The 4,610-nt window shown below is 58.1% G+C and carries 3 protein-coding genes; 1 reads left to right on the top strand and 2 read right to left on the bottom strand.

The features are described 5' to 3' along the window. Positions 1-302: 302 nt before the first annotated feature. Positions 303-2,594 carry a 1,4-alpha-glucan branching protein GlgB gene (gene glgB / locus NW818_RS05350; protein ID WP_414424015.1) on the bottom strand — a complete coding sequence of 764 codons (2,292 nt, stop codon included), beginning with the start codon at positions 2,592-2,594 and terminating at the stop codon, positions 303-305. 60 nt (positions 2,595-2,654) lie between these two features. Beyond that, positions 2,655-4,130, bottom strand: a complete 1,476-nt coding sequence (locus tag NW818_RS05345) for a dihydrolipoyl dehydrogenase family protein (protein ID WP_414424014.1) — start codon at positions 4,128-4,130, stop codon at positions 2,655-2,657. Positions 4,131-4,324: 194 nt separating this feature from the next. On the opposite strand from NW818_RS05345, the gene tatA reads away from it, so the two are divergent. Continuing rightward, positions 4,325-4,570, top strand: coding sequence for a twin-arginine translocase TatA/TatE family subunit (gene tatA / locus NW818_RS05340; RefSeq protein ID WP_414356913.1), 246 nt, complete (start codon positions 4,325-4,327; stop codon positions 4,568-4,570). The last annotated feature ends 40 nt before the right edge of the window (positions 4,571-4,610 follow it).

Genomic DNA, 4,610 nt, shown 5'->3' with positions numbered 1-4,610 from the left:
CTCTCAGAAAAAACCTGCCCGTAGCACTCAGTTATGTCTGCCTTATGGTCATTTCGATTCAAACTAGAACACTGCACCCACGCCCACAGTCATTTTAAATAAGAATGAAACGAAATGAAACATTTCCATCCCATTGCTTCCCAACTCCCCTCTCCCTCTGGGAAGAGGACTGGGGGTGATCTCGGAAGCGGTATGGAGCGCTTGGGGATTGTCTCAATCCAGCTTGAAAGGACTACAAATGGCCAAAAAACGAAGTCTCCAGACCCGTCCTCCCAGTGCGGCGGAAGGAAGCCAGCAGGGTGTCAATTCTGGGACTCGACCGGCTGCGGCGGCTGCCATTTCAGCACCAAGGTAGAAAGTTGCGGCAGGCAGAGCTCGAGGGAGTAGGGCAAGTTGTGGTAGGCCCAGTCGTCTGTCCACTTGCCCCCCAAATTGCCTACCCCGCTGCCCCAAAACTCCACAGCATCGCTGTTGAGCAGCTCTCGATAAAAACCTCGTTCCGGTACCCCAATGCGGTAATTGGGCCAGACCACCGGCGTGAAGTTACAAACCACCACCACCCACTCACTGGGATCCTCCCCATAGCGGATGAAGGAAACAATGCCGCGATGGTCGCTGCAGTCAATCCAGCGGAACCCTTCTGGCTTGGTGTCTTGGGTATACAGGGCAGGCTCAGAGCGCAACAGGTGATTCAGGCTGGCCACGTAGTGGCGCAACTTGGCGTGGGGTTCATACTGCAGCAGCCCCCAGTCCAGATCTGCCCAAACGTTCCACTCATTCCACTGGCCAAACTCCATGCTCATGAACAAGGTTTTCTTGCCAGGGTGGGTGAACATGTAGCCATACAAAGCCCGCAGACTGGCGAACTTATGCCAATGATCCCCCGGCATTTTGCCCAACATGTGGCTCTTGCCATGCACCACCTCATCATGAGAAAAGGCCAGCATGTAATTTTCGCTGAAGGCATACATGAGGCTGAAGGTGACCAAATGGGGATGGAACTGGCGGAACCAGGGATCCATGTGGAAATAATCCAACATGTCGTGCATCCAACCCATGTTCCACTTCAAGTTGAAGCCCAGCCCACCCACATGGGTTGGCCAAGTTACCATCGGCCAAGCAGTAGATTCTTCGGCAATGGAAAGCGCACCGGGGTTGTATTTGAAAATGAGGGTATTGAGCTGCCGGAAAAAGTCGATGGCTTCGAGGTGTTCCCGCCCGCCGTAGGGATTGGGGATCCAGTCTTTGCGGTCATAATCCAGATAAAGCATCGAGGCCACCGCATCCACCCGGATCCCGTCGATGTGGTATTTCTCGAACCAAAAAAGGGCATTGGCCACCAGATAATTGCGCACCTCGTTGCGGCCATAATTAAAGACCAAAGTGCCCCAACCTTTGTGCTCGCCTTTGCGAGGGTCGGCGTACTCGTACAGGTGAGTACCGTCGAAAAAAGCCAGCCCATGCCCATCTTTGGGGAAATGCCCAGGCACCCAATCGACAATCACGCCGATCCCGGCTTGGTGGGCCCGATCGACAAAATACATAAAGTCTTGCGGGGATCCATAGCGGGATGTTACGGCATAGTAGCCGATCACCTGATAGCCCCAAGAGCCATCAAAGGGGTGTTCTGCCACCGGCAACAGCTCGATGTGGGTAAAGCCCAGCTCCTTCACATAGGGAATTAGCTTGTCCGCCAGCTCGCGGTAGGTGAGGAAGCGAGTATTGGGCTTTTGGTCCACCAGCACACTTTGCCCTTCGGCAGGTGGATCTTCAGCCGAGGCGTGCATCCAGGATCCCAGATGCACCTCATAAACCGAAATCGGCGAGCGCAGGGGATCGGTGGCGGCGCGTTTTTCCAGCCAGGCTTGGTCGTGCCAGGTGTAGGTGTTGAGGTCGGCTACGATGGAGCCGGTTTTGGGGCGCACCTCCTGTTGAAAGCCATAGGGATCCGATTTTTCGTAGATATCCCCCCAGGAAGTTTTCACCTCGTACTTGTAGATGGCGCCTGGCCCTATGCCGGGGATGAACACCGCCCAGATGCCGCTTTCGCCCAGCCGCTTCATCTGGTGTTGACGCCCGTCCCAGTGGTTAAAATCGCCGATAACGCTGACGTTGCGGGCGTTGGGAGCCCAGACGGCGAAATGCACCCCCTTCACCCCATCCACCGTGATGAGATGGGCGCCCAGCTTGTCGTAAATGCGGTGGTGATTCCCCTCGTTGAACAAGTAGCGATCCAGCTCGCCAATGTGGTTGACCTTCTCCAAGGGAAAGCGGTAGGGATCCTCCCATTCTTCCAAGTGTTCCCCTTGGGGATCCCAGACCCGTTGGGCCCGCAAAAAATAGTCCGGCAGAGGGGTTCCCGGCTCAAAGCGCAGCTCGAATAGCGTTTCCGGGTGCAGCGGCTGCATCGGGTAAGCCTGTCCAGTGGCGCGTTCCACCAGCCAAACCTGCCGAGCATTGGGCACAAGGGCGCGCACCAACCCAAAGGATTTCCCGGCCTCTTCTATCTGCTGGGGGCCCAAAACGGCATAGGGATCCTGCCATTGGTTGGAAACAAACTGACCCACTTGTTCGGCAGACAGGAGAAAGCCCATCGGGAACCCTCAGTAAATGACCATTCTAGTCTAGCGGTGGCTGACCCCCAGTTTGCGCTGTCAGCTCCAGGCCCGCCTCCAGGCAAAGAATCCCTGCAAGAAGTTCTGCAGGCGGGGGTTGGTGGCCAATTGTTGCCTGCGGTGCTGCAGGGCCGCCTTGGCATTCACCTCCGAGCGGGTGGGGTAGATGTGGATCCCGGTCAGGGCAGAGACGGGCAGCCGCCGGCTCATGGCCAAAACCACTTCATGAATCAGCTCTCCCGCCTGGGATCCCACCAGGTGCGCCCCCAAAATCTGGCCGTTGCGCCGACAGATCAACTTGGCAAAGCCCAGGGGGGCAGCTTCTGCCTGGGCCCGATCCACATCGGCAAACTCCTGTTTGAGCACCACCACATCCTTGCCGTATTGCTGCCGGGCTTCGCTTTCGGTGAGGCCCACACGGGCCAGCTCCGGCTCGGTGAAGATGGCCCAAGGAATGACACGATAACGCGCTTGGCTGAGGGGGAAAAACAGGGCATTGACCAGGGCCACTGCCCCTTCGTAGGCCGCCACATGGGTAAATTGCGGCCCGCCGATGACATCCCCACAGGCGTAGATGCGGGGATTGCGGGTTTGCAGCTTGGCATTCACCTGGATCCCTTGGGGGGTGTACTGCACGCCGGCGGCTTCTAGACCCAGCCCTTCCACGTTCGGGATCCGACCGGCGGCCACCAAAATCTCTTCTGCACGGATCACTTGATCACCTGCAGCGGCGGTGCCTGCCCCGGAATTGGCCTTTAGGTAAAGCAGCTTTGCCCCCTGCTCTTGGCCAACTGCTGTGGCGCGTACCCGGGTGAGGATGCGGATCCCATCTTGGACCAACTGTTGCTGCACCACCTGGGCGGCTTCGGGATCCTCCTTGGGCAAGATGCCCTCGCGGCTGGCAATGAGGGTCACCTCGGATCCCAGACGGGCCAGAGCTTGGCTCAACTCGCAGCCTACCGGCCCCGCCCCTATCACCGCCACCGATTTGGGCAAGCGGGTCAAGTCAAAGATCGATTCGTTGGTCAGATAGCCCGCCTCGGCCAAGCCTGGCAAGGGGGGAACCCAAGGACGGGATCCGGTGGCGATGACAAAAGCCCGCGCCTGTACCTGCCGTCCTGCCACCTCAAAGGTGCGCCCATCCACAAAGTGGCCCTTGGCAAACACCAGTTCCACCCCCAGTTGGCGGAAGCGATCCGGCGAATCGGCGTGGTTGGCGATGTAGCTCTGGGCAGAGCGAATGTGTTCGTACACCTTGAGGTAATCCACCGAGATCCCTGCTGGGCCAGGGAGAGTTACCCAACCGGCAGCCATGGCCTGGCGAATCCGATGGACGGTATGGGCCACGTGAAGAAGGGCTTTGCTGGGCACACAGCCATACCAGAGGCAATCGCCGCCCAAGCGGTCGCTGCCTTCCACCAGCAGCACCTTGGCCTTCAGTTGGGCCGCAGCGCTGGCCACCACCAGACCCGCCGCACCAGCGCCGATGACCACAATATCGTAGGAGACAGGCATGGCTTGTTCTGAACAAAAACATCGGGCAAGGGATAGCACCATCCTATGTCTTGAGTAGGCCGGGGGTAGGCTGGGAGAAGTCCTTGCCAAAGGATCCCTTTCTGCATGGGAGAAGAACTTGTTAGAGTGGGACGGATGGATCCCTTGCAAGCTGGGTTGATCCGTCTGTTCTACTTTTCAGGTTTTGGGGACTTATGACTATTCTGCTGCCGAGCGAACCTATCCTGGCCGTGAGCATCTTCGGCATGGGCCTGCCAGAGCTGGCCGTGATTGGGGTGATCGCGGTGGTCGTGTTTGGCCCCAAGAAGCTACCGGAGTTGGGCAGCGCCTTTGGCAAAGCGTTGCGGAGTTTCAAACAAGAGATGAACAACCCCAGCAGCGATGACGAGCCTGCCGGCGCAGAAAAGGCGGAGAAGGTGGTTGAGAAAGATGCCGCGTAAACTACCCGCCCCCACAGCCTTGTATTCGATAAACCGCCGC

It is taken from the genome of Synechococcus sp. R6-5 (assembly GCF_047461775.1).
In the GTDB taxonomy this organism is placed as follows: domain Bacteria; phylum Cyanobacteriota; class Cyanobacteriia; order Thermostichales; family Thermostichaceae; genus Thermostichus.
Note: the sequence above shows the minus strand (reverse complement) of the source record. Positions and strands in the feature narration are given on the sequence as shown.

Coding starts and splice junctions, on each gene's coding strand:
- glgB (WP_414424015.1), bottom strand. CDS start 2,594: ATGGGCTTTCTCCTGTCTGCCGAACAAGTGGGTCAGTTTGTTTCCAAC.
- NW818_RS05345 (WP_414424014.1), bottom strand. CDS start 4,130: ATGCCTGTCTCCTACGATATTGTGGTCATCGGCGCTGGTGCGGCGGGT.
- tatA (WP_414356913.1), top strand. CDS start 4,325: ATGACTATTCTGCTGCCGAGCGAACCTATCCTGGCCGTGAGCATCTTC.